Annotated in this window: 18 protein-coding genes; 12 read left to right on the forward strand and 6 right to left on the reverse strand. The window is 36.9% G+C overall.

Annotated features, from left to right (window positions below):
• Nucleotides 1-388: 388 nt before the first annotated feature.
• From H3T48_RS01585 to H3T48_RS01610, 6 genes are all read left to right on the forward strand, one after another.
• A complete protein-coding gene (locus H3T48_RS01585; protein WP_198188009.1) occupies nt 389-1,234 on the forward strand; it encodes a MucBP domain-containing protein in 846 nt (281 codons plus the stop codon).
• A 459-nt stretch (nt 1,235-1,693) separates the two neighbouring features.
• Nucleotides 1,694-3,805 carry a BspA family leucine-rich repeat surface protein gene (locus tag H3T48_RS01590; protein WP_198188011.1) on the forward strand — a complete coding sequence of 704 codons (2,112 nt, stop codon included), beginning with the start codon at nt 1,694-1,696 and terminating at the stop codon, nt 3,803-3,805.
• Between the two features lie 367 nt (nt 3,806-4,172).
• Entirely contained in the window at nt 4,173-6,470 is a 2,298-nt protein-coding gene (locus tag H3T48_RS01595; RefSeq protein WP_198188013.1) for a BspA family leucine-rich repeat surface protein, read from the forward strand.
• 553 nt (nt 6,471-7,023) lie between these two features.
• The gene (locus H3T48_RS01600; RefSeq protein WP_198188015.1) at nt 7,024-9,624 is read left to right on the forward strand and encodes a BspA family leucine-rich repeat surface protein; all 2,601 of its coding nucleotides are present in this window, start codon (nt 7,024-7,026) and stop codon (nt 9,622-9,624) included.
• Between the two features lie 561 nt (nt 9,625-10,185).
• Entirely contained in the window at nt 10,186-12,492 is a 2,307-nt protein-coding gene (locus H3T48_RS01605; protein WP_198188018.1) for a BspA family leucine-rich repeat surface protein, read from the forward strand.
• Nucleotides 12,493-12,620: 128 nt separating this feature from the next.
• Nucleotides 12,621-13,694, forward strand: coding sequence for a P1 family peptidase (locus H3T48_RS01610; RefSeq protein ID WP_198188020.1), 1,074 nt, complete (start codon nt 12,621-12,623; stop codon nt 13,692-13,694).
• 388 nt (nt 13,695-14,082) lie between these two features.
• On the opposite strand, the gene H3T48_RS01615 is transcribed toward H3T48_RS01610, so the two are convergent.
• The 6 genes from H3T48_RS01615 to glpK all read right to left on the reverse strand — a co-directional run bounded on the left by H3T48_RS01615 (nt 14,083) and on the right by glpK (nt 19,905).
• A complete protein-coding gene (locus H3T48_RS01615; protein ID WP_187158263.1) occupies nt 14,083-14,568 on the reverse strand; it encodes a hypothetical protein in 486 nt (161 codons plus the stop codon).
• Nucleotides 14,561-15,379: a DUF3100 domain-containing protein gene (locus tag H3T48_RS01620; protein ID WP_122036220.1), complete on the reverse strand. Its 819-nt coding sequence runs from the start codon at nt 15,377-15,379 to the stop codon at nt 14,561-14,563. The genes H3T48_RS01615 and H3T48_RS01620 overlap by 8 nt, the downstream gene beginning before the upstream one ends.
• A 1-nt stretch (nt 15,380) precedes the next feature.
• Nucleotides 15,381-16,646 carry a M20/M25/M40 family metallo-hydrolase gene (locus H3T48_RS01625; protein WP_198188022.1) on the reverse strand — a complete coding sequence of 422 codons (1,266 nt, stop codon included), beginning with the start codon at nt 16,644-16,646 and terminating at the stop codon, nt 15,381-15,383.
• A gap of 350 nt (nt 16,647-16,996) precedes the next feature.
• Nucleotides 16,997-17,503, reverse strand: a complete 507-nt coding sequence (locus tag H3T48_RS01630) for an O-acetyl-ADP-ribose deacetylase (protein ID WP_198188024.1) — start codon at nt 17,501-17,503, stop codon at nt 16,997-16,999.
• A gap of 92 nt (nt 17,504-17,595) precedes the next feature.
• Complete coding sequence (locus tag H3T48_RS01635; protein WP_198188026.1) at nt 17,596-18,369, reverse strand: tyrosine-protein phosphatase; 774 nt, start codon at nt 18,367-18,369, stop codon at nt 17,596-17,598.
• 33 nt (nt 18,370-18,402) lie between these two features.
• Nucleotides 18,403-19,905, reverse strand: coding sequence for a glycerol kinase GlpK (gene glpK, locus H3T48_RS01640; protein WP_046307899.1), 1,503 nt, complete (start codon nt 19,903-19,905; stop codon nt 18,403-18,405).
• Nucleotides 19,906-20,052: 147 nt separating this feature from the next.
• On the opposite strand from glpK, the gene thiD reads away from it, so the two are divergent.
• The 6 genes from thiD to H3T48_RS01670 all read left to right on the forward strand — a co-directional run bounded on the left by thiD (nt 20,053) and on the right by H3T48_RS01670 (nt 25,505).
• Nucleotides 20,053-20,865, forward strand: coding sequence for a bifunctional hydroxymethylpyrimidine kinase/phosphomethylpyrimidine kinase (gene thiD / locus H3T48_RS01645; protein ID WP_232349835.1), 813 nt, complete (start codon nt 20,053-20,055; stop codon nt 20,863-20,865).
• 68 nt (nt 20,866-20,933) lie between these two features.
• Nucleotides 20,934-21,602, forward strand: a complete 669-nt coding sequence (locus tag H3T48_RS01650) for a type 1 glutamine amidotransferase (protein WP_046307904.1) — start codon at nt 20,934-20,936, stop codon at nt 21,600-21,602.
• 112 nt (nt 21,603-21,714) lie between these two features.
• The gene (locus tag H3T48_RS01655; RefSeq protein WP_198188028.1) at nt 21,715-22,689 is read left to right on the forward strand and encodes a LacI family DNA-binding transcriptional regulator; all 975 of its coding nucleotides are present in this window, start codon (nt 21,715-21,717) and stop codon (nt 22,687-22,689) included.
• A 151-nt stretch (nt 22,690-22,840) separates the two neighbouring features.
• Nucleotides 22,841-23,149: a PTS sugar transporter subunit IIB gene (locus H3T48_RS01660; RefSeq protein WP_198188030.1), complete on the forward strand. Its 309-nt coding sequence runs from the start codon at nt 22,841-22,843 to the stop codon at nt 23,147-23,149.
• Complete coding sequence (locus tag H3T48_RS01665; protein ID WP_074426241.1) at nt 23,149-24,411, forward strand: PTS sugar transporter subunit IIC; 1,263 nt, start codon at nt 23,149-23,151, stop codon at nt 24,409-24,411. The genes H3T48_RS01660 and H3T48_RS01665 overlap by 1 nt, the downstream gene beginning before the upstream one ends.
• The gene (locus tag H3T48_RS01670; protein ID WP_198188032.1) at nt 24,411-25,505 is read left to right on the forward strand and encodes a DUF871 domain-containing protein; all 1,095 of its coding nucleotides are present in this window, start codon (nt 24,411-24,413) and stop codon (nt 25,503-25,505) included. Before H3T48_RS01665 ends, H3T48_RS01670 begins: the two co-directional genes overlap by 1 nt.
• Nucleotides 25,506-25,513: the final 8 nt, after the last annotated feature.

The following is a 25,513-nucleotide window of genomic DNA, read 5'->3' on the forward strand; positions in this document are numbered from 1 at the left end:
TTAATAAATATATGTAAGAACGTATATAAAATAACAAATTACCTCTAATTTATTGTTCAATAATTAAAAACGCTTTCACAGCTTTTATATCAATGTTTTTCAATTGTGATTTTTGAAATTTCGGGTTTGATAAAATTAAGTTATAATGTAACCATTTCATTGAAAAAGGCTCGGTCTATACCAAACCGGTCTATACCCCTGTTACAGAGCCATTTGTTAAACTTTTAGTACTATAAGTTACTAGTATTAAACTATTAATTATAAATATCTATTAATTTATACTATGATTTTTTGCAAGGACGTGTTATACTTTAGTAGTCATAAAAATAATTTATATTATTCTAGTTTTGTTTATTTTTGAGAGAACAGAAAAGCAAGTGCATAGAAAATGAATAGACAAACAAACAGACATTTAAAATTTAAGAAATTATTATTGAACTCTTTAGCAATCGTAGCTTTTGGCGCAACTTCAATTGGTACCAATCCTGTTGCTGCTGCAACTACCGGTTCAAAGACTTTTTCTTTAAGAGCTTCTGACGGAAAATCAGCTACTTCTGGTGCAGGAAGCATTGCCGCTCCTAAGAAGGAGAAACTACGAAAAACACCAAAAAAGGGTGAAAAAATTGGTTCACGTACTTTTGTCCTAGGTGCTTCTGACGGTACAATGGCAGACACTGAGGATGCAGATGCTGCCCCAACTCCTAGTGACAAAGGATATGTTACCGTTCATTATCTTGATCGAACAGGTAAGACTCTCGCACCAGATAAGATTTTGCAAGGAAAAATCGGTGACAACTATTCTACTTCCGCACAGAAGATAACAGGCTATTCATTATTTGAAGCTCCTGCTAACGCAACTGGAACTTTTAGTTCTAATCATCAATCAATTAATTATGTTTATGAACTTACCGATGCCGTTGTTGACGGTGATGCAGTCGGAATTGGAATTGCAGAATCCAGTGCAGGTGTTGAAGCAGACAATGCTGCAAGTACAGCTAATAAAAAGAGTAACCCAGCTGCTAGTTCAAAGGTAACTCCCCTAGTAGCTCATAAATCACAAGCAAAGAACGTAACTTTAAACACTGCAAGCCATGCTAACGTTACAAGCCGCAGTTTACCACAAACCGGTGTAAACAAAGGTTCACAATTGGCTCTTCTAGGATTAGGATTCTTATCAATATTTGGAGGTTTGATAGGAGCATGGTTCAGTCGTAAGGGAAAGAAATTGAGTTAGTTATCAAACGATATTTAAAAACCGAATCGAATATGATTCGGTTTTTTTATGCCCTAAATTTTAAAGATATTACACTTTTTAAGATAACGCTCTGAATAATCCTTTCAGTTCAAGTATTAGGTTAACATTAAAAAATAGCCCAAAATTACTGTTTTTGAAAAATATTTTTAAAAATAACAATTTTCATTTTTGTTGTTTTTTTTCACCCAACGCCTCTTTCAAGTCAGTTTATTTAAAATTGTATAGTTCTTGCTAAAGATGATTTTTCCAGTCCACGGGGCATCGTTATTTGTTATTTTTTCCGTGATACTAAGTCTTTTTATTGTAATTCGTTATTAAATTACCGAGGTTTTTCCTTTTATTGTTATCTTGATTTTTGCATACATAAATATATAATTTTGAAATACGCATACATATATAATAAAAGAAGTGTATATAAATGGTGAGGTGCCTTTAATAATGAAGAAAACAAACAACATAACAGGAAAAGTTCTACTTAGTAGCTCAGCTGCCGTTTTACTTGGGTTAATTTCCATTAACCCTCAGTTAGTCAAAGCAGACACCTTCTCTACTAGTCAAACAGCTTCTAAGGAAGAAACTACTACCAGTGAAGTCCCAACCCCATCAGAAGATATCATTAGTGGACCTACAAACACTGATGACCCATCCGTGAGTCAAGCTTCACCAACCGTTCAAAATTCTGATGATAACGTAAGTAAAAAACGTATTAACGGAACGGCCGCTGGACTGCAAGTTTCCTATGATCTTGACACTGATGAACTCACCATTTTAGGTGGAACATACGAACAAATCGGTTTTTGGGACGATCGTTTTTCTGACTATTCCCTTTCTGACAGTGAAGGAAATTCTATAAAACTTGCACGTGCTAAGCAGATTGTTATTACTGGTAAAATAAGTCTTAACTCTTCAAATAGTGCCTCCTATTTATTCAATGGCTTTCGGAGTGTATCTAAAATTGTAGGGTTAGAACACCTGGACCTTTCTCAAGCAACTAGTACTGTTTCCATGTTTCGTGGCTGTGAAGATTTGACTTCACTCGATCTTTCTAGCTTTAATACTGCTAATGTAGAAAACATGTCATTTATGTTTGATGAATGTTCATCTCTGACTTCACTCAATCTTTCTAGTTTCAATACTGCTAACGTGACTAGCATGTCATATATGTTTAGTGATTGTTCATCTTTGACTTCACTCAATCTTTCTAGCTTTGATACCGCTAATGTAACAGCCATGTCATGTATGTTTATGGCGTGCACAGCTTTACCCGCACTCGACCTTTCTAGTTTCAATATCTCAAAAGTAACTGACATGTCATGTATGTTTGCAGATGATGAAAATCTTGTCGACTTAAATATATCAAGTTTCAAGACCACTTTACCTGTAGATCTAGGTGCAACTTTTAAAAACTGTGCCAGTTTAGTTGAGCTAAATTTAGAAAACTTCTGTATACCAGATACAAATTTGGGAGAGGTAGAATTAGAAGATACATTCTATGGCTGTACAAGCTTGCGGAAGCTCAACATTAAAAATATTGCTATAGGTGATAATGAGTACGAAAATATGCTAGCCAAATTACCTAGCTTAAATACACTTGTTCTTGGTAAGTACACTGGTCTCTCAACTGTTTTTCCAAGCGGCGCTCCAGCAGAAGATGTAGGACTAGATACGGAGGGAATTTGGCTCAATGTTGGTAATGGTACAGCAATTAGACCCGAAGGAACGGAGCAATATACCTCTGAGCAATTGATGGCGGCACGTGCCACAATCCGTGGTAGTAATCAACGTAACTTCACAAAGGCTGAAACATATGTCCGCATGGGCTTGCCTATTACTGTCCACCACGTCGATGAGTCAGGAAAACAAATTGCAGAAGATACTATTTTCCCTGGTAATTTGGGTGATCCTTATTCTATTATCGGCGACTCCGTTGCAGGTTATGCTTTAAAAGCTGATCAATCTCCTGTTACTGGTATTTATGATAATGATGAAGATAAAGAAAGAGAATTTACCTTTATTTACATTAAAATTCCCGAATCGTCCGCCCCTATCAAAGGAGAAGGTGTCCTTGTTCATTATCAAGATGAGCAAGGCAGGACTATTGCACCTGATGAAGTTTTAAACGGAAATATAGGCGATGGTTATGTTTCAGCTGCTAAAGAAATTGCTGGCTATACTTTAAAGACTCGGCCAAAAAACGCTACAGGATTCTTTAGTGATATTACGCAGAATGTTACTTATGTCTATAGTAAGACTGACTCTAATGCCGAAGGTCAAACTGATGACAAAGATAACGGAAATAAGAGTAATGAAAAAAAAGGTAACAAAGCAAATAGTGCTACTCCTTCCCGCTCCAATCGTTATGATGCCCACAAAAATGCACTAGGTAACAATGCTGATAGCATGTATTCAGCTAACTCCTCTACCAACAATCAACTGCCAAAGGCAGGCTCTGAAAGAAAGTCCCAACTAGCAGCTATTGCACTTGGCTTAATCACTTTAACCAGCGCTGTAGCACTTCTTTGGACAAAAATTAAAAAGTTTAGTAAATAACTAAGCGTTAACTCTAAAAAGCACCAACTATAATTTGACAGTTATGTTGATGCTTTTAATTTTCTCAATTCATTACTTAATAAAAATATTTTTTAAAAATAAAACCTGTTTTTCAGATTCTAAGCACCATTTTATCGACGTTGAGTACAGTTATTTTTCACAATCAACTCTCTTATCATCACTAAGAATATAGTAGATTCCTTTAAAATAAATCGTTATTTAATTCTTGCTTATACAGTAATGACTGTCGTCTTTATCGTTTTAAGTGCACCAGTTCTTGACTTGCTTTTTACATATATATAAATATACTAGTACATATATAATAATTAGGTTATGTATACAAATAACTGATGAGGTGCCTTTACTAATGAAAAAGACAAATAACTTAAGAGGAAAAACTCTATTTAGTAGCTCAGCCGCTATTTTACTGGGTTTGATTTCCATTAATCCCCGATTAGTCAAAGCAGATAGTGACCCTACAAGTCAAACAACACCAGAGGAAAGAGACACTACAGATGAAATTCCGGCCCCATCAGAAGATGCTATCAATGATGATTCAAATGTAAGTGAGCCAGCTTTGGCTCAAGATTCAGTAGCCAGTCAAGCTACTGAAACTGATATAGGTAAAAAGCGGATTGATGGAACTGCTGCTGGACTACAAGTTTCATACGATCTTGACACTGATGAACTCACCATTCTAGGTGGAACATATACAAATATTACTAACTATAACGATCGTATTTCTAACTATACCCTTTCTAATAGCGAAGGAAAATCTATAAAACTTAAACGCGCTAAGCAAATTATCATTACTGGCAAAATAAGCCTTGATGATTCAAATAACGCCAACTTTTTGTTCGACGGTTTTTCATATGCATCAAAAATTGTAGGTCTAGAATATCTCGACCTTTCTCAAGCAACCAGTACAGCTTTCATGTTTCGTAACTGTCAAAATTTGCTCTCACTTGATATTTCCAGTTTCAATACTGCCAATGTCACAAACATGGGAGCTATGTTTGTCAACTGTAGTAATTTAGACTACCTGGATGTTTCAGCTCTTAATACTGCAAAAGTTACAAATATGGACCGCATGTTTGATAGTTGTAGTAGCTTAATTTCACTTGACCTCTCTAATTTTGATACTACTAACGTTACGAGCATGTATGAGATTTTTTCAGACTGCAGTTCCCTGACCTCGCTCAACCTTTCCAGCTTTAACACTGCTAACGTAACTACCATGGAGTTTATGTTTAGTGGTTGCTCTGCTTTGCCCACTCTCAATCTGTCTAGTTTTAATACTGCTAACGTGACTACCATGGAGTATATGTTTAATGGCTGTACAGCTTTAACTGCACTTGATCTCTCTAATTTCAATACTGCAAAAGTGACAAGTATGGGCGGTATGTTTTCAGGAAATGAAAGCCTCGTTGACTTGAATATATCAAGTTTCGACACTTCCTCACTTTACGTCCTATATGAAATGTTTATGAATTGTAAAAGTTTAACCGAGCTAAATTTAGAGCACTTCCATATACCTGATATCGATGAGTCTGATTTCTCCCTTACTTTCTATGGCTGTACAAATTTACGTAAGCTTAATATTAAAAATATTGCTACAGGTGCACCGGAGTATATTCTTATGCTAGCCGGATTGCCTAACTTAAATACGCTTGTTCTAGGGAAAGACACTGACCTTACAACAGTATATGGAGGCGACATCGATGATATAGATAGTATACCTCCAGGATACTTGGATGATGTAGGGCTAGATACTGAAGGCATTTGGCTTAATGTCGGTAAGGGAACAACAATTCATCCCGAAGGAACAGAACAATTCACTTCTGAACAATTAATGAGGTCGCGTGCCATAACCATAGATGGTTCAAAGCGTAATTTCGAAAAGGGTGAGACATATGTCCGCATGGGCTTACCTATTACTATTCATCATGTCGATGAGTCAGGTGAAAAAATTGGAGAAAATACTATTTTCCCTGGTAATCTTGGCGATCCCTATTCAATTATTGGCGATTACGTCGCAGGTTATACTTTAAAGGCTGGTCAATCCCCTATTACCGGTATTTATGATACCGATGAAGATAAAGAAAGAGAATTTACCTTTATTTACATTAAAAATCCTGAGTCCCCCACCCCTACCAAAGGAGAAGACGTCACTGTTCATTATCAAGATGAAAACGGCAAAGCGATTGCGCCTAGTGAAGTTTTAAACGGCAATCTAAATGATGGCTATGTTTCAGCCGCTAAAGTAATTGCTGGTTATACTTTAAAGAGTCGGCCTAAAAATGCTACAGGGTTCTTTAGTAATACTAAACAGAGCATTATTTATATTTATAGTAAAAACGCTTCTCTAACTGAAGGCGAAACTACTGCTAACCCAGCAAAGCCTACCAGCACGGACAAAGAAATAGGCAATATCCATCAAGGCAATAGTCAAATAGCTAACGGAGCAAATAATAATCAAGCAGCTGCTTTTACTTCCGATCCAAGTAACAATGCTGATAACCTAAATTCAGCTAACTCCTCCACCGACGACCAGCTGCCCAAAACAGGCTCTGAGAAAAAGTCACAATTAACAGCTATTACACTCGGTTCAATCACATTGACTAGTGCTTTAGTACTTGCTTGGGCTAAACGTAAGAAAAGTTAATATAGCTTAATAGCATTGATAAATTAGAAAAACCACTTACCTTTCATATGATTAAGTGGTTTTTAATTTACACAGAAATGTCTGAATCGGTTCAATTAAAGCGACAAAGCTTGCTTTTGTTGCGGTCAAAAACTACCTATAGTCAGATATCTCTTACGGCATTGTAGTCGTAATGTATGCATTTAATAAAAAGGTACTTGGGTTATATCAATTACAGCTGAAAATTAATCACAAATAAAATAACATATAATATTAAATATCTTCAAAAAATTTTAATAACACACGAAATTTTAAAATCGCTGGTTAACACTATGCTCAAATGTTATACTTCAAAAGTATGCATAGAACATAGCAAATCATAAGTACACATTAGAATTATATTTTTTATTTTGTAGTTATTGTTTTTATAACATTATTAGCAAAATTTAGTATATTTAAAAAAATATTTTCAACTTTAGTTAAGGATGATTGTTTTGGCTATATGTTCAACACAGTTATTTAAGCTGCGCGTACAAAAATTACTGACAAATTAACAGTACAGAAAGGGATAATTATGAAAAAAAACAGTGATTTCAAAAGTAAAACTTTGCTGAGCTGCTCAGCATCTATTCTACTCGGATTAATTGTTGCTAATCCAAAGTTAGTTAAAGCAGATAGTCTACCCGCTGATCAAGTGACTACTTCTGAAACAGACACCAATCAAAGTGACCAGCTGGTTTCTTCTACCAATTCTAGCAATAGCCAAGAAATAAGCTCTGTTGATACTACAAATTCACAAGCTAAATCATCAGAATCTAATACTACACGAGCAGTAGATTCTGATAAACCTGAGACAATTACAGGTAACATTGGCAGTCTTCGAGTTTCATACAACTCTGAAGCTAGTGAACTAACCATTTTGGGTGGTACATATGATGGAGCAAATAGTAGAACACAACCATTAAGCTCGTGCAAAATTTCTGCTGATGATGGACAAATTTATAATGCACCAAACCCTAAAAAAATCAAGATAACAGGTAAAGTCTCTATTTTAGAGAATATGGACTACATGTTCAGTGGATTTAGTAATCTAACAGAAATTGAAGGCCTTGGTAATCTTGATACAGCAAATGTAACAGACATGTCCAAGCTGTTTTATGGTTGTTCTAGTTTGACTAAAGTTAAAGATCTTGGTGATCTTAATACAGCAACTGTAATAAACATGTGTGGACTGTTTTATGACTGTTCCAGTTTAACTAGTGTTGAGGGTCTTATAAATCTGGATACATCAAATGTGGATGATATATCCGAAATGTTTTATGGTTGCCGTAGTTTAACTAATATTGACTTAGGTTCATCTAGTAATTCTAAAACTTCAAAATTTAATACTTCTAAAGTTTTAACTATGAGTAGCATGTTTGCGAAATGTGAGAACCTAATACAGGCGGACTTGTCGTGCTTCGACGTTTCCCAAGTAGAAGACATGTCCTGTATGTTTGAGGGTGCACGGAGCCTAGTTGACCTGAACCTATCAAGTTTTAAAACTAACAACAAGATTTTCATGACTTTTGAGCAAATGTTTGCGGACTGTAGTAGCTTATTAGAGCTGGATTTGAGTGGTTTTACTACCCATAAATCAGCTGAAGTTTCTGAGATGTTTAAAAACTGCACAAGCTTAAGATCTCTGAATATTAAAAACTTTGACCTAGGTTGCCTCACTTTTGAGGAGATGCTAGAAGGTGTCACTAACCTAGATCTCATTGTTCTTGGACCCAGAACAGCTTTAGCTAATATAGAAGATCTAGCTTGGGATCCTGAAGACCCTCATAGCTACATATATGGAACAGTTGGATTAAACGCTCCTGGTATTTGGGTTAATGTTGGTAATGGGACAATTGACAATCCTGAAGCATCTACTCGCTGGACTTCCTATGAACTTATGAAGAAACGTGCATGGCACGAAGAAGAAGACATAGATGGGATAGATGACTGGGATAACGATTGGAATAATGGCTTGGGCGATGACTTGTTTAAAAACCCAGACTTAATTGCTGAAACCTATGTACGAATGGGACAGACTGTAACTATTCAGTATCAAGACGAAAGTGGCATCTCACTTATGGACAGCGAAGTTCACCTTGGCCGTATCGGCGCCAACTACTCCTTCTCAGCAGCTAAAATTTCTGGCTATAAGCTAAAAGCTGACTGTCCAGAAACGGTTACCGGACTATACGATGCAAATAATGAACAAATAATAACATTTATCTATACTCCACTAGAAAGTCCCGACACTTCTGATGGTTCGGACGGTTCTAATGGCTCGGATGGTTCGGACGGTTCTAACGGCTCGGATGGTTCGGATGGTTCGGATGGTTCTAATGGCTCGGATGGTTCGGACGGTTCTAACGGCTCGGATGGTTCGGACGGTTCTAACGGCTCGGATGGTTCGGACGGTTCTAACGGCTCGGATGGTTCGGATGGTTCGGATGGTTCTAATGGCTCGGATGGTTCGGACGGTTCTGATGGCTCAAATGGCTCGGATAGCTCTAACGGCTCAAATGGATCTAACACTTCTGACGGCTCGAATGGCTCAGACAGCTCTAACGGCTCAAATGGTTCAAACACCTCTGATAGCTCGGACAGTTCTAACGGCTCGAATGGTTCTAACACCTCTGATGGCTCAAATGGTTCTGACAGTTCTAACGGCTCAAATGGATCTAACACTTCTGATAGCTCAGACAGTTCTAACGGCTCAAATGGATCTAACACTTCTGATAGCTCAGACAGTTCTAACGGCTCGAATGGTTCTAACACTTCTGATGGTTCGAATGGCTCGGATAGCTCTAATGGCTCAAATGGATCTAACACTTCTGATGGCTCGAACGGATCTAACGACTCGAATGGTTCAACAGGTTCGATTCCAGACGTTCCAGAACTTGCGGCACCTGATAAGAGCAATTACCAGCATCATAAGACTAGACAGCCTAAAATTACAGAAACTAGTTATCATAAGACTAATAAGTTTGAACATGATATGCCAAAAAGTAAGGCAGCTGACCCAGAATTACCAAAAACTGGAAAAAATAGTGTTTCGCAGCTTCTTACTACTGCTTTAGGTTTAATTAGTGCCACTAGTGCAAGCGCTCTGGCTTGGATTAAGCGTAAAAAGAACTAATATACCCTAAATAGCAATTAGCAAATTAAAAACCACTTAGCGTTATAAAGCTAAGTGGTTTTTATTTACAACAAAATGTCTGAATTACTGTAATATTTAACGAAAGAAAAAACTGCTAGTTAATTTATCATGATGACTAAAAGCTTTTTCTGCAATCAAAACTGAATACAGCTAAATAACTTTTGTGATACTAGATTTGCAGTGTGTACATTTAATAAAACACACGCGAATACCACAATCACAGTAAAAATAAAAACATATATAATAACGAACAAAATAGTAAATACATAAGTGGTGATTTTAATAACATGTGTAGTTTAAAGAATTAACAACTGGTATTTATATTTTGATGTTATACTTTAACTGTATGCACAGCCTTTATTTTACAATAATTAAACATAACATCCCTAATATACATATCATATTTGATATTTTATTAGTGAGCAATTAAAAATGTTTTTTGTTCGGGATAGATTGTGTTTAGCTAATTGTTCACATAGTTGTTTAAACTGAGCGTACAAAAGTTACTGACAAATCAATAGCATAGGTAAAGGTATAATTATGAAAAAAACTAGTGATTTCAAAAGTAAAATTTTGCTGAGTAGTTCAGCATCCATTCTACTCGGATTAGTTCTCTCTAACACTCAGTTAGTTAAAGCAGAAAATCTCTCTTCTGATCAAATATCTACTTCCAAAAAAGACACTGATCAAAATAACCAGTCCAATTCCTCGGAGGCTCCTACTACAAGCACAGTAAGTCCTGAAGAAAGCAATTCAGTTAACACCACTGACCCACAAGTTGGTTCTATAATAACCAATAATACTGACTCACCAACTGGTACTAATACTACCCGTGCATCCGCTCAACCTGATGTGATTACAGGTCAGATTACAGGAACCACTCTTCAAGTCTCATACGATTTAAATACTGAAGAGCTAAGTATTTTGGGTGGTACATATCGTAAAAGCAAAAAAGGCGGTCTTTACAGCAAATATTTATACTCTACTACTGATCGCAAAAATTATACCGAATTTCGAGATGCTAAAAAAATAAAGATAGTAGGCAAAGTCGATACTGATGGCGATCTTTCTAAGATGTTCGCTGATTTTTCGGAACTAACGGAAATTGAAGGCCTTAATAATCTCGATACATCGAATGCAACTAAAATGTCCGAGATGTTTGCTGAATGTTACAGCCTGACCAGTCTCGACGTAAGCTCTTTTAATACCTCTAAAGTTACAGATATGTCAGGAATGTTTAGTAGCTGTAGTGAACTGAAGGAAATTAATCTCAGTAACCTTGACACATCCAGTGTAACCAATATGTCCCAGGTGTTTGCTGAATGTACTAGTTTAACTACTATAGACCTAAGTTCATTGGATACTTCTAAAGTTACTACCATGTGGGGAATGTTTGAAAGTTGTACAGCTCTAACTAGTGTCAACCTAAGCAACTTAAACACTTCAAGTGTTACAAACATGGAAGGCATGTTTGAAGATTGTTCCAGCCTGTCTCGTTTAGACTTGTCAAGCTTTGATACACGAAAAGTAAAAGAATTAAGCGACATGTTTAAGGGCGCGAAGAGTTTAGTTGATGTGAACTTATCAAGTTTTACTTTTGAGATACCAAATGATCATGTAAATATAGTTTCTATGGAAGGGATGTTCAGAGACTGTAGTAGCCTAGTTAATTTGGACTTAAGTAGTTTTAAAACCCATAGGTCAGTTGAAGTTGACGGGATGTTTAGAAACTGTTCAAGTTTAAAGTATCTGAATATTCAGAATTTTGACCTAGGATGTCTCAATTTTAATAATAAGACGTTTGAAGGCGTCACTAACCTAGAGACACTTGTTCTTGGTAAAAGAACAGCTCTAGCTAATGTTGATGAATTAGACTACGATCCTGACTACCCTGAAAGCTACAAATATGGAACTGTAGGATTAAATGTTCCTGGTCTATGGGTTAATGTTGGTAGCGGTACAATTGATAATCCTGAAGCATCTACTAGATGGACTTCCTACGAACTTATGAAAAACCGTGCCTGGTTTCATGAAGATATTGAAACTGGCCTTAGTGGTCCCGACGAAGATGAAGAAATCAACCCTGACTTAATCGCTGAAACCTATGTCAGGAAAGCGTGTCCTGTAACTATTCACTATCAAGACGAAAAAGGCAATGCTATCAAAAAAGATGACGTTCATTTTGGTCGTATAGGTGAAAACTATTCCTTCTCCGCTGCCAAAATTTCTGGCTATGAACTAAAAGCAGATAGTCAGAGTACTCTTACCGGACAGTACGATGCTGTTAATGAACGGGCAATAACTTTTGTCTATTCAAAGGTAAAAGACTCTGCTGGCTCAGACTCAACTAGTACAAAGCCTGATGTTGACGATAAAATTGATATCGTTGTACATTATCAAGACGAGAACGGTAATACACTTGCCGCTGATGATATTTTAAGTGGCAAAATTGGCAATGGTTATGTTTCTACCGCTAAGAAAATTAATGGTTACGAACTAAAATTCAGACCAAATAATGCCGTTGGCTTTTTCAATAGAGATTCAAAGAGCATCATATATGTCTACAGTAAGGTGAACACTGACTCTCAGGAAAATCTTCCTGAAATCGCAACAAACGATAAGAGTAATCATCAACGCCAAAAGACTAGACACCCTAAGATTACGGAAACTAGTTATCATAAGGTTAATAAATTTGAAAATAATACGCCAAAAAATAATGCGGCTACTGCACAGCAATTACCAAAAACTGGTAAAAGCAAGATTGCACAGCTTCTTACAACTGCTTTAGGTTTAATTAGCGTCGCTAGTGCAAGCGCTCTAGTTTGGACTAAACGAAAAAAGGACTAATTACCCTATATAACAATTAGCAAATTAAAAACCACTTAGCGTTATAAAGCTAAGTGGTTTTTATCTTGCACAAAAGCGCTTGACCAGTTTTAATAAAAGAAGACAATTTTTAATTAAAAGGAGCAAAAATGGGACTTAACAAACCACTTTTATTTGCGCTTAGTGATACTAAGCCCGGACCAAAAAATCTAATTACAGATGTTGCTGGCATTACAGTCGGCCATAAAACCATTATTACTGACCGTCTTAGAACAGGCGTAACAGTAGTTAAACCTTGTCAGGACAATATCTTTCGGGAAAAAATGCCAGCAGCCGCTCATGTCATTAACGGCTTCGGTAAAAGCACTGGCCTCGTACAAGTAGAAGAATTAGGAACAATTGAAACACCACTCGTTTTAACTAACACGTTAAGCGTTGGGACTGCTTCAATGGCTCTTGTTAAAAGGATGCTTGCCGAGAATCCTGAAATTGGTCTTTCGACTGGTAGCGTTAATCCAATTATTATGGAATGCAATGACAGCTCAATTAACCATATCCGCGATTTAGGTGTTACCGAAGATGATGTCACCGCTGCATTTGATGCTGCAACTACTGACTTTGCAGAAGGCGGCGTTGGTGGTGGTACAGGCATGCGTTGCTATGAACTCAAAGGCGGTATTGGCTCTGCTTCAAGACAGGTAGAAATCGACGGTAAAACTTTTACTATGGGCGCACTTGTCATGTCTAACTTTGGCCTCAACACTGACTTAAACATTTATGGTCATGCAATTGGTAAAAAGTTTGTTGAAAATAAAGATAGCAAAGAGAAAGGTAGTATCATTACTATAATTGCTACTGACATTCCGTTTAATTCACGTCAATTAAAACGAATTGCAAAACGCTCTAGTATCGGAATTACACGTAGTGGCTCATTCAGCGGTAACGGCAGCGGTGAAATCACCCTTGCTTTTTCGACCGCGAATCGCGTCAGCCATTTCCCTGAGCATGAATTAAGTACCATTCAGGCAATCACTGATGATAAGATTGACCGTTACTTCAGAATTACTGTTGATATTGTCAACGAAGCAATCCTCAGCTCCCTGGCCCATGGTCAAACAACTCCAGATCGTGATGGCAAACCAATTCTAGGTTTAAAGGATGCTTTGTCTCAACTAGGCAATGACGAAGAAGCATTACAATTACGAAAAGATTTAGGAATCTAGCAAAAACTGAAATCTAATATTTGAAATAACCCCCAAATTTAGGGGTTATTTTTATGGCAAAAATTATCATCTAAGCAAGATAAAATTGAAATATAACAGCTTTGGTATAGTTATGGCGTTGGTTCGACTGAACTCTGTCGGCGCTACGGGATTAGCAGGGCTAACATTAATTACCTGTTGGCGCTAATTGACCGTTCATGGTCTGGCTATTTTAAATCAGCCCTACACTAACTTATACAAGTGATTTTAAGGAGCTGGCTTTTAAATGAATCATAGTTGAACATGAATCTCTTTATCATGTAGCACTAGATTTAGGTGGTCTAAAAAGCTGTGGCATGTTGCACAATTAGCTAAAGTTAGCGCGACTTTTAACTTTTAAAAAATACTTTTAGCTAAGATTAAGGGCAATTTGTGAGATTAAGGTGTCCATAAAGTACATACCAAAGAAAACAAAAATTGCTACAATTAAAATCTTCCAGGATATTTTAGTCAGTTCTTTCAAACGGTGGGTAACTGATATTCCAGCAAATGCTAGAACAGAGGTTGTTAGTGAAAGAAAGTCTACAGCATTGATAACACGAACACAGTAGGGACTAATCAAACAAAAAATTAGAGAAACGATTGAAACCCAGCCTAGAATAGGGAAACCCTGAATGATTTTCCAAGGTACTTTTTTCATCAGCATACTGATAACTATGCCTAATAGTGAAAAAAGCCATAACATCCCCAAACCAATGAATGTGTCAGTGGTAATTGGTGTGCTTTTGGGATTTCTAATTAATTTAACCCACTGAACAAATAATACTAAGCTGATGCTGAGTAAAAGGATGATAGCATCTTTAAATAATTCATATAAGTTGTTTTCTTTAGTCATGATCTGGATAAACTTCTTTCTTTCTGTCTAGCAGGCTGGTAATGTGTGTATACATGAATCTTTGGAGAGGTACTGCTAGAAAGTACATGATATAAGTGCCAATAAAACTAGTTAGCAACTGACTGGCCGCGGCAAAAGACAAAATAGTGTCACTATGTTTTGGTACCAAAGCTGCTAACGACGTTGAAGCTGCAGTCATCATTGAACTAGAACCAACACCAGCACTCATTGCGACAGCTTTATAGTTAAAGCCCATCCCTAGAAGAAGTGGAGCAAGGATTGAAAAGATAATTGAACCAAAAATGGTACCAATTAAATAAATTCCGAGTACGCCTCGACCTTCAGGCGAATTTAGCGTGTATTTTTCACTGATATATGCTAGTTCACCTTCACGACCTAAGCCTAAGGTTGAACCTATAGCTTCTTCCCTTAAGCCAAGTAATAGTGCCACAGGTAAGCCGAAGATAATCGTGCCTAAATTTCCTAGTTCGTGGACTAGAAAAACCCAACCAACAGAAATAATTTCATTGATTTTAGGAGCCACATTCGCCCCATAACGTGCCATTAAAGGTAACATGATAAGAATCATGTATTTACCAGCAAATTTCACCCGTTTATCATTGTAGAGTTTTTTAATAGGTTTTGCTGGAATTAAATAAACTAAAATAGCAATAATTACCGCAAATACTAGAGGTAAGATAGAAATTTCAATTTTGCCGATTTTAAATACTTGAGTACTAATCATTTCAGAAACTGTATCTATTAACAACACTAAAATGATTAGCGGACCATATGCTTTTAAATATTTCATTTTATTTTGCCATCTTTTCTAATTCAGTTAGATATTCTTCTTTTGTTTTTTTATAAGTTTTTACCTGATCTAAGTTATTTGAAATCTTAAGAATACTGTTAAAGACAAATTCAGGAAAAATTGCTAGAACAAATTCAGGATCAACTAGGGTAAAATCATCACCATGAATTGTTCCGTTCCAACCACCATAACCAATTTGGATGGTTGGTATTAAGAAACTAACATCTCCAATATCACCTGCAGCCATTGTGTAGCCCCGATTTTCGATTAAACCAGGAATTTTTTCATCTGTAGAGAAAACCTCTTTCACAATAGCGCTCATACTTTTACTGGAGATCAAAGGTAGGTAGCCAACTTGCCTTTCGGACTCAACCGAGCCACCAAGTGCTGCTGCACAGCCATCTGCTGCCTGCTTAAACCGATTCATTAGTTTTTGAGCATTGTCTATGTCGAAAAATCTTAAATCTGTCCCCATCTTAATGTGATCAGGAATTACGTTAATTGATTCATGATTTTCACCAACAATTACGGGATTAAATCTTATACGATTGGGATCCTTAATTTGCTGGCGCTGCAAGGCTAAAGCAGTATTAAATAATGTTGCTATGCTTTGAGCATTAATACCTGCATCTGGGGCGAAAGCCGCATGACTGGCCTTGCCATAAAAATCGAAATATTCAAAATTAAAGCCTGCAAGATCACAGTTAATTTCGATAGTTCGTTCATCGAAATCTTCACCTATCGCATGAACTGAGACACAATAGTCGATATCGTCAAAAATGCCAAGTTTAATAGCTTCTTGTTTGCCACCAAAGTAATCTATTTTTCCTGCTTCTTTTTGCTGTTTTCTCCAAGCAAGATCAACAAATTCTTCGGATGGAGTGAAGATAAATGCTAAATTAGTGCCAAAATCTTTAAGTCGGTGATTGGTAATTATTTCATTCATAATTGCCAGTGCAGTAGTGACCTGTGTGTAATGGCCACAAGCTTGAGCGGCACCGGTATTCGCATCCGCTAATTTGTGATTAGGCTGATAGAGTGAATCTATTTCAGCGATAATTCCCATTGTTTTCTGGCTACCATTAGTTAACGTTACTTTTAAACCCGTATCGAGATAATGTTCGGCTTTTAATTCAGGACTAATTTTGTTAATTTCATCTTCAATCTTTCTAGATGTTTTAAATTCTTTATAACCAAGTTCTGGATTATGAAGTAAAAAATCAGCAATTTCAGTTAATTTTGCGTAGTATTTTTGAAAACTTGACATTAGATCCTCACTTTTTGCTTTCTTATTATCGTATGTGATAATAATAAGAATAGAATAAAACTAGGAATTATGCAAGAACAATAAGATTGATTTTTATTTATAAAGTTCGTGTTTTGTGGATTTTTTATAAGATATGTTACTAGAAGGCAGGTAGCGTTATTTAAACGAAAAGATGAACCACTTTGTTTGTCCATTTCCCACTCCCTCAAAAAAGCAGAAAAAGACCCCCTCGTGTCAGATAAAATCTGTCCTAAACGGTAACGAGGGGGCTGTCCTTTGTATAGCTAGTATACTCAAGCATTAACTAAAATGTTAATGCAGGAATATATATTATATTATTTCAAATTAGTCTACTTAATCAATTCATTATGATATAGTTCAAGTGTTTTCTTATCAAATGCACACATTATAATTTCAATATCATAAGAGCTATTTGACTCTAACCATTTTTTAACCGTAGCAAAAGCAATCTTTGCTGCTTTCTCCATTGGAAAGCCATATGCTCCCGTTGATATTGCAGGAAAGGCGATACTATGCAACCCATTCTTTTTAGCTAATTCAAGTGAGTTAATGTAACAATCACTTAATAGATTATTATCATTGATTGCTCCCGAGTATATTGGTCCTACAGTGTGAATAACAAATTTAGCAGGCAAATTATATCCTTTAGTAAGTTTGGCTTGGCCCGTTTCACAGCCATGAAGCTGACGACATTCTTCTAGTAGCTGAGGACCTGCTGCTTGGTGAATTGCCCCATCAACTCCTAGCCCGCCTAGCAACGTCTTGTTAGCAGCATTTACGACGGCATCTACTTTTAAGGTTGTAATATCTGCTTGGATAACTTTTAAGTTGGACATTATAGATTCTTCTTTCGTATCAGTATTTTAAGCTAAAAAACTGTTAGCCTTTTTTATAGTAAATTGGCTAGCAGCTTTTTGATTAATATTCTTTATTCTAAATACATTTGCTTTAACTGACTTAAATCAGCATCTGTAAAGCCAAGCTCTTTTTTAAAGAATGTTGCGAAATCGCCCCAGCCACCACGGATGGTTTCCGTGATGCCCCTAATGGCTGTCCCTTCTCCTTTGGTGACATTCATTTTTGCAACCATTTGCCCTATTTCATCGTTACTTGGTAGCTGACGTGAAACCGCAAAGTCATATAACTTATTGGTCAGTAAATAGTCCCGTGCAATTGTATCATCATCAACATCAAGTGCCATCAAGATTAAAGCTGATACCATTCCCGTACGGTCTTTCCCAGCACTGCAATGGTAGACAAGCGCATCCCCTTCTGGCAATTCCAATAATTCAGTAAAAATACGCGCAAACATTTTCCGACTGTGCTCGCTTAATAAAGTTTGCTGATAAATCCGACCAATGAAATTATTGCTCAAATCTGGGATATGGTGAAGTAAGCGAAACATCTTGTGTCCGTTGGGCCGGTCTTCTGGATTTTCAGAATAGACCGGCAAGTCAACATAGTGAACATTTGGCCAAGCTTTGTCAGGAGAAGACTGCTTTTCGTATTGCGAACGCAAATCACAGTCGATTGTCACATGTAAATCTGCAAGGCGCTCTTTATCCTCATTTGATAGAGAACTAAGGGAATCTGAACGATAGATTTTGTTCCACTTAACAGCTTGTCCTGCCTTATTTTGATAGCCACCAACGTCCCTAAAGTTTAATGGTCCGTCTAATTTTACAATTCGATCATGTGCCAATTTGCTCAACTCCTTTTTACTTAATTATCGCACTTATTCACCGTGAGCAAAAACTTGAGTTGCCTTAACAGCCCTCTTCCAGCCTTGGTATAACTTCTTACGTTTTGACTCTTCCATTTTACTTTCAAACGTCTTACCGACAACAAAAATGTCTTTTAGTTCATCAACATCTTTCCAATAACCAACTGCTAAACCTGCTAAAAATGCAGCTCCCATCGAAGTTGTCTCTAAAGTCTGAGAACGTTCAATCTTTATTCCTAAAATATCTGCTTGGAATTGTAGTAGATAGTCATTATTTGAAGCGCCACCGTCAACACGTAAAGTTGGGATTTCGATTCCTGAATCAATTTGCATTGTGTCAACAACGTCGCGGGTCTGATATGCCAAGGATTGCAGCGTTGCTTTAATAAAGTCATTTTTATTGGTTCCACGTGTAACACCAAACACTGCTCCTCGAGCTTCTGAATCCCAGTACGGTGCCCCAAGACCCGTAAAGGCTGGAACAACATAAACTTCATCCTCTGACTTGGATGCTAAAGCGGCTTTTTCAGACTCTTCAGCCGTTTTAACCATCTTCATCGAGTCGCGCAACCACTGAATAGCACTACCAGAAACAAAAATCGAGCCTTCAAGTGCATAGTTAATTTTACCATCCAAACCATACGCAATCGTAGTTAATAAATTATTATCAGACTCGGTTGGTTCTTCACCAGTGTTCATAACGATAAAAGAGCCGGTACCGTAAGTGTTTTTGACCATGCCTTTCTTAAATGCCAATTGGCCAACTAGTGCTGCTTGTTGATCACCTGCAATACCACAAATTGGTACTTCGCCACCAAAAAAGCGGTAAGACTTAGTATAGCCGTAAATTTCAGAGTTTGATCTAACTTCTGGCAACATTTTCTTAGGAATGTTGAGTAACTCAAGAATGTCATCATCCCACTTTAAGTCGTGGATATTAAAAAGCATTGTCCTTGATGCATTGGTGTAATCCGTAATGTGGGCTTCACCATCAGTTAACTTCCATAATAACCAGCTATCAATGGTGCCAAATAGAAGATCACCTTTTTCGGCTTTTTCCTGTGCACCCTCAACGTGATCCAAAATCCAACGAATCTTAGTTGCACTGAAATACGGGTCAATGATTAAACCAGTTTTCTTATGAATCATTTCACCATAACCATCAGCCTTGAGCTTCTCCGCCAATTCTGTGGTCTGTCTTGACTGCCAAACAATTGCATTATAAATTGGTTTACCAGTTTTTCGATCCCAAATAACAGTCGTTTCACGCTGATTTGTAATCCCAATTCCCTTAATTTGTTCTGGGCGAATTCCCGAATTTATAATGGTATTAGCAATGGTAGTTTGAACAGCGTGCCAGATTTCTTCGGCCTTATGTTCAACCCAACCGGGTTGCGGAAAATACTGTGAAAATTCCTTTTGTGAAGCAGAAACCTTGTGGCCCTCATGATCAAAGATCATTGCTCTAGTTGATGTTGTACCTTCATCAATTGCCATAATGTATTCTTTTAACATATTGTGTTGTGTTTCCTTCCTAGAAGAAAGCGATTTACTACAATTCTACTATTTGCCGCTTTTTTTACAAGAAATAATTATAACATTACACCTGTTTTACGTTATACTTGGGACATAAAGTTTTGATTAAAAAGAGGATACATAATAATGAAAAAAGAAATTATTGCTCTAACCATCGCGGGAAACGATAGCGATGGTAGTGCAGGCATGACTGCCGATCTCCACTCGTTTTACGCACGTGGAGTGTACGGAATGGGATTACTAACTGCAGCAGTTGCTGGAAATACTACTGGTATTTTTGCACAAGAGGTTATGCCCATTCCATTTATCCAAAAGCAATTTGAAGTCTTAAATGACGACTTCAAAATTGATGCATTAAAGACTGGTATGCTGGCCAACAAAGAAGTTATTGGCTGTGTTGCCGAAAATTTGCGCAAATATGACATGGGTAAAATTGTTCTTGATCCCGTTATTATGACCAAACATGGTGATACCCTCTTAGATGATGATGCTTATCAGGCCTTTTTAGACGACTTAATGCCACTAGCTGATATCATTACACCTAACTTTTATGAACAGAAAAAGTTAACTGGACTTGAATTAGCTACATCAGATGAAGTACGTCAAGGTGCTAAGAAACTGCAATCAATGGGTGCTAAAAATGTTTTAATGAAGGGCCGCCATGACGATACTAGCCAGTCTGAGGTAATTGACGTGTTACTAGCTGAAGATGGTAAGTTCTACGAATTCACCAAGCCTTTCATCAATACTGAAAGAATTAACGGTACAGGCGATACCTTATCCGCCGTTATTGCCGCTGAATTGGCTAAAGGCAATTCTATTCTTGATAGCGTCAAGATTGCCAAGGAATTTACTTATGAAGCAATTGCTCATCCAATTGAAGTTGGCTCAAAATATGGTCCAATTAATCATTTCGCAGCACAAGAAGATACGAAGTAATTATCTTTTGCCCCTCCTGCTCCTTTAAGATATACTTTAACGAGATAGTAATAGTTGGAGTGGTTTTTATGGCAAACAAAACAATTAAAATTGCATATTTATACGAAGATTTGATGAATACCTACGGTGATTCTGGGGATGTCAAAATCATTCGCTACTTGTTAAAAAAGCAGGGCTATTCAACTCAAATTGATAATGTCTCTTTAGGTGATGAATTTAATGCCTTTGACTACGACTTCGTCTTTTTTGGCGGTGGTCAGGACTTTGAGCAAACTGTCATTGCTAAGGACTTGCCAAGACACAAGGAAACTTTAACTAAATACATCAATGACGGTAAGCCGATGCTAGGAGTTTGTGGTGGCTATCAGCTTGTTGGCACTTATTACAAAACTAACTCCGGTGTCACAATTAAGGGCCTAGACATTCTACCGTTTCATACCGTTTTTAAAGCAGATAAGCGAATGATTGGCGATACTCGCTATATGAGTGAATGGGGCGAAGTTAGAGCCTTTGAAAATCACTCCGGTCAGACTTATTTTGACGATTCAGACAAGTTACATCCCCTGGGCGAAATGATTGAAGGTTATGGTAATAATCCTCAAGATCACGTTGAAGGACTACGCTACCGCAATTTCATCGGAACCTATTCACACGGTCCTCTCTTAAAAAATCTCAATGTTGCTAATGCCATTGTCAAAATGATTTTATCTTGGCACGATGAACGAGTTAGTGCATAAATATAATGAAAAAGTAATCGTTAATTTTTTCTGTTTTCAAGCGGGAATATTTAACGATTTCTTTTTAATCAAAACAATAATTAGATTAATTTTTAGCAAAAAGGTGATAGTTGTGGCAACAGCACAAGACGTTGCAACACTTGCCGGTGTCTCTATCGGCTCTGTTTCAAATTACCTAAACGGTAAACAGCAAAGAAAAAGCACAGCAGAAAAAATCAAAAAAGCAATGGAACAACTGGATTACCATCAAAATATTATTGCCAGTGGTTTAAAGAAAAACAAGACTATGTCAATTGGGATTGTAATTAATCAACTAACTGACTTTTTTTCTATGTCCATCGTTTCAGCAATTGAAGCTTACGTTGAACAATTTGGCTACAGCATCATTGTTTGCGATTACCATGATGATAAAAAACGTTTTGAACAAAAGTTGGACTTTTTATTGGATCACTCAGTTGATGCCATTATTGTCTTCCACCAAGATTTTGCTACCAAAATGCTGAAAAAAGTGGCTGCAGAACATATTCCAATTGTTGCAATCGATGCGCCAATCAGGGACCTCAAATCAGATGTTGTTGTAGTTAATAACTATGAATCATCAAAAATTGGTATTAACTACCTAATTAATAAAGGGCATCACCAAATTGGCATCATCACCGGATCGGCTAAAAACTACATTTCGCGGGAAAGACAAAGCGGCTATGAAGATGCTTTAAAAGAACATCAAATTCGAAGTGATCAAACAACAATTTGGACCGGTGACTATTCCATTCAATCAGGCTATGATGGTTTTAACGAGCTAATTGCTAAAAATCCAGATCTCGATGCTCTGTTTATTATCAATTATTATATGTCTCTAGGGGCAATCAAGGCCTATCGTGAAAGTGACTTACATCCTAAAATTGAATTTCTTGTATACGATCACTTTTTTGTTAATGACCTCTTCTTCCCTGAAATAAGTTCAATTGAACAGCCTGTGGATCAAATAGGCACAACAGCAGGAAAACTATTAATTAATCGCTTATCCAAACCAAATAGCAGTGATTTTCAGACCGTCTATTGCAATAATATTCTTCACTTAAAATAGAAAGCGCTTGCTTTTAACTATTAATGAGCTTATAATTAACCTATAATTTGAAATGATTCATTTTTAAAGTATCTGTATTGTTTTAAAAATGATGAGATTTAAATTTTTTATTTTGTTAAAACTTGAATCGATTCAAGTTAAGGAGGAAAAAATGAATATCTTATTAGCATGTGGCGGTGGCATGAGTTCATCAATTTTGGCAACAGCTTTAGCAAAAGAAGCTGCTGGCCATCAACAAGACTGGCATGTCCACGAAACTAGTATTGACAAAGTTGAAGACGATTTGAATGAAAACGACTATCAAGTAATCTTATTGGCACCTCAAGTGTCTTTTAAAAAGAAAGATTTCGAAGAAGTAGCAGCAGAAAAGAATGCCAAATTCGTTTTGATTCCAATGACAATGTATACTCCCGCTAAAGTGGACAAATTGTATGAGTTAATCGTAAAGGAGACCGAATAATGAATTTCGATACGATTTCTGCAAAAATGGGACAAGTTGCTAACAATCGATACTTGACTGCTATCAGAGACGGTATGTCAGTAATTATCCCTGTATCAATTATTGGCTCGTTTTTTACTATTTTATTGAACTTACCAATTGATGCTTGGAAAAACTTTATTCAACCATATGCATCAATGCTATCAGTGCCAATGTACTATTCCATCAACTTGATGGCGATTTACTGTGTTTTTTCAATTACATCACATTTATCCAAGTACTATAAAATTGACCCAATCTCAACCAGTGTTTTGGCCGAAATGTCTTTCTTTATCCTAGCAATTAATCCAATTGTCCTTGATAAAGCCAAGGCAGGTATTGCACCCGGAACTTACATGTCAATTGGTAATATGGGGGCTCAAGGGCTCTTTACTGCCATTCTTTGTGCAATCTTTTCGACTGAAGTTGTTCGACTTTTTACTCAACACAATTGGGTAATCAAAATGCCTGATGGTGTACCAGCTGCTGTTGGTAAATCATTCAGTGCCCTACTTCCTGGTATTTTAATTATTGTTGTTTCTTTTGTTTTGAAAGAAATTTTCAAACTTGATATTAATGCCATTTTAACCTGGGTATTCTCACCAATTGGCTACTTTGGCCGTGATAACTTCTTATCAGCAATCATTCCTGTGTTCTTAATCACTATCATCTGGTTGTTTGGCGTACACGGAATGGTTATTGCTACACCAATTCTTTACCCATACTGGTATGCTAACCTTAACGCCAACGTTGCTGCAGTTGCTCATGGTCAAGCTCCAGTTCACTTCATGACAGAGCAGTTTTTCCAATGGTTTGTTTGGATTGGTGGCGCTGGTGCTACCCTTTCACTCGCAATCCTCCTAGCTTTTGCTGGAAAATCTAAGTTTAGTAAAACAATGGGTGCTGTAACTTTGGTACCAGCAATTTTCAACATTAACGAGCCTCTGATTTTCGGTATTCCAATCATTATGAACCCATACTTTGCTATTCCGTTTGTTTTAGCACCTACTGCAATGGCAGCTATGACTTATGTAGCAATGAAATTACATCTTGTAGCTTATACAACCGCAGTTGCACCTTGGACTTTGCCTGGACCAATTGGCGCTTGGATGGCAACAGGATTTGATTGGCGCGCCATCGTTTTATGTATTGTTAACATTTTGATTTCTCTAGTTATTTACTACCCATTCTTCAAGATGTTCGATAATAATCAACTGAAATTAGAGCAAGGAGCAAAAGAATAATGTACGGAATTTCGGTTTATCCAAATAAAAGTAGCGTGAAAGAATGTATCAACTATATCGATCGTGCTGCGGAACTAGGATATAGTCGACTTTTCACCAGTTTACTAGAGCTTAATGACGATCAAGAAGCTATTCTAAATAAGTTTAAAGAAGTTTTGCTTCATGCTCACGAAAAAGGTATGTGGGTTAGCTTAGACGTTAACCCAGGCTTATTTGACAGCTTAAATGTTAGTTACAACGACTTATCCTTTTTTAAAGAGCTTGGAGCCGATATTGTACGTCTAGATTCAAATTTTGATGGTATGCCTGAGTCAATCATGACTTATAACCCTGAAGATTTATCAATTGAAGTTAACATTAGTAATGACACAGGAAATTTGGCTAATATCTTTAGCTATAGTCCAAACAAAGAAAAAATTATCGGCTGCCACAATTTTTATCCTCAACGATACACTGGCCTAGACACTAACTACTTTTTGGAAACCACTCGCAAATACCATGATATGGGTATAAGAACTGCTGCCTTTGTATCTTCTAACGCTGGAGAAATCGGACCACATCCATATAATGCAGGCTTGCCTACGCTAGAAATTCACCGCAATTTACCTATTGAAAAGCAAGCACAGTACTTAATCAACACACAGCTAATTGATGATGTGATTATTGGTAACGCCTTCGCTAGTGATGATGAACTAGCAAAAATTGCTAAACTTGATTCACAAGTTCCACAATTTTTCGTCGAATTTACTCCAACTGCAACTGCTCTTGAAAAAGAAATTGTTTTAGAAAACTTACACTTTAACCGTGGAGATATTAACAGCTATGCCGTTCGTTCTACATTTGTAAAACTTAAATATAATAAGCAGGATTTACCTGTTAATAATCCAGTAGATCAGTTAAAGCCCGGAATGATCACAATTGGTAACAATGATTTCGATCAGTATAAAGGCGAACTAAATATCGTTAAGCAAGAAATGGATAACAGCGACCATCTAAAAAATGTTGTTGCACAAATTGTTCCTAGCGATTTGCAATTCATTGATTTTATTAAGCCATGGGATAAATTTAAATTTATTGACCTCAACAATTACTAAAGGAGTAA

It is taken from the genome of Lactobacillus sp. M0403 (assembly GCF_016101265.1).
Lineage (GTDB): Bacteria > Bacillota > Bacilli > Lactobacillales > Lactobacillaceae > Lactobacillus > Lactobacillus apis.

What these genes read in the sequence shown, in the direction of transcription:
- H3T48_RS01620 (WP_122036220.1), bottom strand. Translation starts at nt 15,379, where the DNA reads ATGAAATATTTAAAAGCATATGGTCCGCTAATCATTTTAGTGTTGTTA.
- H3T48_RS01610 (WP_198188020.1), top strand. Translation starts at nt 12,621, where the DNA reads ATGGGACTTAACAAACCACTTTTATTTGCGCTTAGTGATACTAAGCCC.
- H3T48_RS01590 (WP_198188011.1), top strand. Translation starts at nt 1,694, where the DNA reads ATGAAGAAAACAAACAACATAACAGGAAAAGTTCTACTTAGTAGCTCA.
- H3T48_RS01600 (WP_198188015.1), top strand. Translation starts at nt 7,024, where the DNA reads ATGAAAAAAAACAGTGATTTCAAAAGTAAAACTTTGCTGAGCTGCTCA.
- H3T48_RS01670 (WP_198188032.1), top strand. Translation starts at nt 24,411, where the DNA reads ATGTACGGAATTTCGGTTTATCCAAATAAAAGTAGCGTGAAAGAATGT.
- H3T48_RS01585 (WP_198188009.1), top strand. Translation starts at nt 389, where the DNA reads ATGAATAGACAAACAAACAGACATTTAAAATTTAAGAAATTATTATTG.
- H3T48_RS01650 (WP_046307904.1), top strand. Translation starts at nt 20,934, where the DNA reads ATGGCAAACAAAACAATTAAAATTGCATATTTATACGAAGATTTGATG.
- H3T48_RS01660 (WP_198188030.1), top strand. Translation starts at nt 22,841, where the DNA reads ATGAATATCTTATTAGCATGTGGCGGTGGCATGAGTTCATCAATTTTG.
- thiD (WP_232349835.1), top strand. Translation starts at nt 20,053, where the DNA reads ATGAAAAAAGAAATTATTGCTCTAACCATCGCGGGAAACGATAGCGAT.
- H3T48_RS01630 (WP_198188024.1), bottom strand. Translation starts at nt 17,503, where the DNA reads ATGTCCAACTTAAAAGTTATCCAAGCAGATATTACAACCTTAAAAGTA.
- H3T48_RS01665 (WP_074426241.1), top strand. Translation starts at nt 23,149, where the DNA reads ATGAATTTCGATACGATTTCTGCAAAAATGGGACAAGTTGCTAACAAT.
- glpK (WP_046307899.1), bottom strand. Translation starts at nt 19,905, where the DNA reads ATGTTAAAAGAATACATTATGGCAATTGATGAAGGTACAACATCAACT.
- H3T48_RS01625 (WP_198188022.1), bottom strand. Translation starts at nt 16,646, where the DNA reads ATGTCAAGTTTTCAAAAATACTACGCAAAATTAACTGAAATTGCTGAT.
- H3T48_RS01615 (WP_187158263.1), bottom strand. Translation starts at nt 14,568, where the DNA reads ATGACTAAAGAAAACAACTTATATGAATTATTTAAAGATGCTATCATC.
- H3T48_RS01605 (WP_198188018.1), top strand. Translation starts at nt 10,186, where the DNA reads ATGAAAAAAACTAGTGATTTCAAAAGTAAAATTTTGCTGAGTAGTTCA.
- H3T48_RS01595 (WP_198188013.1), top strand. Translation starts at nt 4,173, where the DNA reads ATGAAAAAGACAAATAACTTAAGAGGAAAAACTCTATTTAGTAGCTCA.